The following is a 5,112-nucleotide window of genomic DNA, read 5'->3' on the forward strand; positions in this document are numbered from 1 at the left end:
CCCCTTTTCTTTTAATTTTTTATTTTTAATTGTAATTACAGAAACATCTAACTGTTCACCCTCTAAAAAATTAGAATCTCCCATTTTAGTTATAGTTGCTTTACGCAACATCTGTCTTATAATTACTTCTATATGTTTATCATTAATTTTTACTCCTTGTAATCTATAGACATCTTGAACTTCATTAATTATATAATTAGTTACAGCATTAACACCTCTTAATCTTAAGATATCATGTGGAGATTCAGGACCATCAGAAATAATATCTCCTTTATTTACTAATTCACCTTCAAATACGTTAAGTTGTCTCCATTTTGGTATCATCTCTTCATGTGTTTTAATATTTGAATTGATAGGAGTAATAATTATTCTTCTCTTACCTTTTGTTTCTTTTCCAAAAGATATAATACCATTAATTTCTGCTAAAATAGCTGCATCTTTAGGTTTTCTTGCTTCAAATAAATCTGCTACTCTAGGAAGCCCCCCAGTAATATCTTTAGTGCCACCTGAATCTTGAGGTACTTTTGCTAAAATATCACCTACACTAACATAACTACCATCTTTTAAATGTATAATAGATTTATTAGGTAAAAAATAATGTGCTGGCATATCATTTCTAGATATTATCATATCTTCATTATTATCATCAATAATCTTAATCATAGGTCTAAAATCTTTACCTATAAAAGGTCTTTCGGAAGTATCTAATACAACAATTGAGGCTAATCCGGTTAGATCATCAGTTTGTTTTATAATTGTTTGTCCTTCTAACATGTCAATAAATTTAATTTTACCACTTACTTCTGTAATAATTGGCATAGTATGAGGATCCCAATATGAAACTATTTCTCCTGATTTAACATTAGATCCATTTTTTTTTGTTATTATAGCACCATATGGTATTTTATAACTTTCTATGATTTTATTCAAACTATTAATAATTTTTAATTCAGCATTTCTAGAAATAACTACTAATTTTTTAATAGAATTAATTACTGATTTTACATTTACTAACTTTATAATTCCATTATTTTTAATTTGAATATTAGATTCTGCTGCTGTTCGTGATGCTGCACCTCCAATATGAAATGTACGCATTGTTAATTGTGTTCCTGGTTCACCTATTGATTGAGCTGCAATAACTCCTATTGCTTCTCCTTTATTTATAATATGTCCTCGAGCTAAATCACGTCCATAACAATAAGAACATACACCAAAATTAGTTTCACAGCTAACTACAGATCGTACTTTAATATTATCAATAGAATGTTGTTCTAATATATTACAATATTTTTCATTTAATAATGTGTTTCTAAAAATAAGAATAGTTTTATTATCTTTTTTATAAATATCTTCTGCTGTTACTCTCCCTAAAACTCTTTCTTTTAATGATTCTTTTATATCTTTTCCAATAATAATAGATGAAATTTTTATTCCATTTAAAGTTAAACAATCATTTTCTGTTATAACTAAATCTTGTGCTACATCTACTAATCTTCTAGTTAAATATCCAGAATTTGCTGTTTTTAAAGCGGTATCAGCTAATCCTTTTCTAGCTCCATGAGTAGAAATAAAATATTGTAAAACATTTAATCCTTCTCTAAAATTAGCAATAATTGGAGTTTCAATGATTGACCCATCCGGTTTCGCCATTAAACCTCTCATACCAGCTAATTGTCTAATTTGCGCAGCAGAGCCTCGAGCTCCTGAATCTGCCATCATAAAAATATTATTAAAAGAACTCTGTTCAATTATTAAACCATTTTTATTAGTTATTTTTTCAATAGATAAATTTTTCATCATAGCTTTTGATATTTTTTCATTAGCAGCAGTCCAGATATCAATAATTTTATTATATTTTTCTCCAGCAGTAACAAGACCAGATTGAAATTGTTCTTGTATTTCATTAACTTCAGATTCTGCTTCATTAATAATTTCATTTTTATTATGAGGTATAATAATATCATCTATACCTACAGAAGTACCTGATTTAGCTGCATAATGAAACCCAGTATACATAATCTGATCTGCAAAAATAACTGTAGATTTTAATCCTAAAACTCTGTAACATATATTTAAAATTTGAGAAATATCTTTTTTTCCTAAAGTTTTATTTATCATATGATATGGTATACCTTTAGGTACTTGATTCCAAAAAATTGCTCTTCCAATAGTAGTTTTTACAATAATATTATTTTTAATCCATTTATTTGTTATTAAATCTTTATTAAATTCTTTAATTCGTACTTTAACACAAGCATGTAAATCAGCTTGTCCTATATTATAAACACGCTCAGCTTCTTTAGGTCCTGTTAATATCATTCCTTCTCCATTTGCATTAATTTTATCTTTAGTCATATAATATATTCCTAATACCACATCTTGAGAAGGAACAATAATTGGCTCTCCATTGGCTGGAGATAAAATATTATTAGTAGACATCATTAAAATTCGTGCTTCTAACTGTGCTTCTAATGTTAAAGGAACATGTACTGCCATTTGATCTCCATCAAAATCAGCATTATAAGCAGCACATACTAAAGGATGTAATTGTATAGCCTTGCCTTCGACTAAAAGTGGTTCAAATGCTTGTATTCCTAATCTATGTAGAGTAGGAGCTCTATTTAATAAAATAGGATGTTCTTTAATTACTTCATCTAAAATATCCCATACTATTGATTCTTCTTTTTCTACCATTTTTTTAGCAGATTTAATAGTAGTTGCAAATCCCCTAATTTCTAATTTACTATATATAAATGGCTTAAATAGTTCTAATGCCATTTTTTTAGGTAAACCACATTGGTGTAAATGTAAATAAGGACCAACTGTTATAACAGATCTTCCTGAATAATCAACTCTTTTACCTAATAAATTTTGTCTAAATCTTCCTTGTTTTCCTTTAATCATATCTGCTAATGATTTTAATGGACGTTTATTAGATCCTATAATTGCTTTACCTCTTCTACCATTATCTAATAATGCATCAACTGCTTCTTGTAACATTCTTTTTTCATTTTTTATTATGATATCAGGAGCTGATAATTCTAATAAACGTTTTAATCTATTATTACGATTTATAACTCTTCTATATAAATCATTTAAATCTGATGTTGCAAATCTACCTCCATCTAAAGGAACTAAAGGTCTTAAATCAGGAGGTAAAACAGGTAATATATTCATAATCATCCATTCTGGTTTATTACCTGAATATATAAAAGATTCTAATAATTTTATTCTTTTACCTATCTTTTTTCTTTTAGTTTCAGAACTAGTATTATATAATTCATTACGTAATAATTTACATTCTTTTTTTAAATTAATATTTTTTAATAAATATTGTATTGCTTCTGCTCCCATTTTTGCTTCAAATTCATTTCCAAATTCTTCTAATAAATTTAAATATTGTTCTTCAGATAAAATTTGTTTTTTTTCTAAAGATGACATACCTTCTTCTATAACAACATATGATTCAAAATATAAAACTTTTTCTATATCTTTTAATGGCATATTAAGTAATAACCCAATTCTAGAAGGTAATGATTTTAAAAACCATATATGTGCAATTGGAGAAGCTAGTTCTATATGTCCCATTCTATCTCTTCTTACTTTTGTTTGTGTAACTTCAACACCACATTTTTCACAAACAACACCCCTATGTTTTAAACGTTTATATTTACCACATAAACATTCGTAATCTTTAATAGGGCCAAAAATACGAGCACAAAACAAACCATCTCTTTCAGGTTTAAATGTACGATAATTAATTGTTTCAGGTTTTTTTACTTCTCCAAAAGACCAAGATTTTATCATATCAGAAGAAGCTAGAGAAAGTTTTATTGAATCAAATTCTTCTATCTTATTTTTTGATTTTAAAAAATTAAATAAATCTTTCACAAATTTCTTACCTCAATTATACTATTACTTGTAAATTTTATATTTTAAAGTAAGTATTAATTATTTTTTTTCTAAATTAATATTTAAGCCTAATGAACGTATTTCTTTAAGTAATACATTAAAAGATTCTGGAATACCAGCATCCATTTGATGATTTCCATCTACTATATTTTTATACATTTTAGTTCTACCATTTACATCATCAGATTTAATCGTTAACATTTCTTGTAAAGTATACGCTGCTCCATATGCTTCTAAAGCCCAAACTTCCATTTCACCAAATCTTTGTCCCCCAAATTGAGATTTTCCACCTAATGGTTGTTGAGTTACAAGGCTATATGAACCAGTAGATCTAGCATGCATTTTATCATCTACTAAATGATTTAATTTTAACATATACATGTAACCTACAGTAACTGGTCTTTCAAAAGCTTCTCCTGTACGTCCATCGTATAATTTTATTTGACCAGAAATTGGTAAATCAGATAATTTTAATAATTCTTTAATTTCTTTTTCATTAGCTCCATCAAATACTGGTGTAGCAATAGGCATACCTTTTTTTAAATTATTTGCTAATAAAATAATTTCTTCATCAGTAAAATCATTTAAATTTACATTTTGACGTATATTTTTACCTATACTATAGGCCTTATTAAGAAATATACGAATTTTTTCTATATTTTTTTTTTCTTCTAATAAATCATGAATTTTATTTCCAATACCTTTTGCAGCCATACCTAAATGAGTTTCCAAAATTTGTCCTATATTCATCCTAGAAGGAACACCTAAAGGATTTAATACAATATCGATTGGAATACCATTTTCGTCATAAGGCATATCTTCTATAGGACAAATTTTAGAAATAACTCCTTTATTACCATGTCTTCCTGCCATTTTATCTCCTGGTTGTATTTGTCTTTTAACAGCTAAATTTACTTTAATAATTTTTAAAATACCAGGAGCTAAATCATTTCCTTGTATAATTTTAATTTTTTCTAATTCTATTTTTTTCGTAAAATTTTTTTTTATTTCTTTATATTTTTCAATAAAATAATTCAATTTTTTTTGTTTTTTTTCATCTTTAATAGATAGAGAATTGATAATATTAATATCAAAATTTTTAATATTATTAATAATATTTATTTCTAATAAAAAATTTTTTATATTTAAAATTATATTTTTTTCAAAAATTTTTTGTTCAGTTAATAAATTTTTTTT

The 5,112-nt window shown here is 26.1% G+C and carries 2 protein-coding genes; both read right to left on the reverse strand.

Annotated features, from left to right (window positions below):
• Positions 1–3,894, reverse strand: a 3,894-nt coding sequence (gene rpoC / locus GJT96_RS01610) for a DNA-directed RNA polymerase subunit beta' (RefSeq protein WP_247646081.1), incomplete at its 3' end; no start/stop codon positions are given.
• Between the two features lie 60 nt (positions 3,895–3,954).
• Positions 3,955–5,112 (reverse strand): DNA-directed RNA polymerase subunit beta (locus tag GJT96_RS02425; protein ID WP_486599017.1); only part of this gene is annotated, 1,158 nt, incomplete at its 5' end.

Source organism: Enterobacteriaceae endosymbiont of Donacia piscatrix (genome assembly GCF_012569525.1).
In the GTDB taxonomy this organism is placed as follows: Bacteria; Pseudomonadota; Gammaproteobacteria; order Enterobacterales; family Enterobacteriaceae.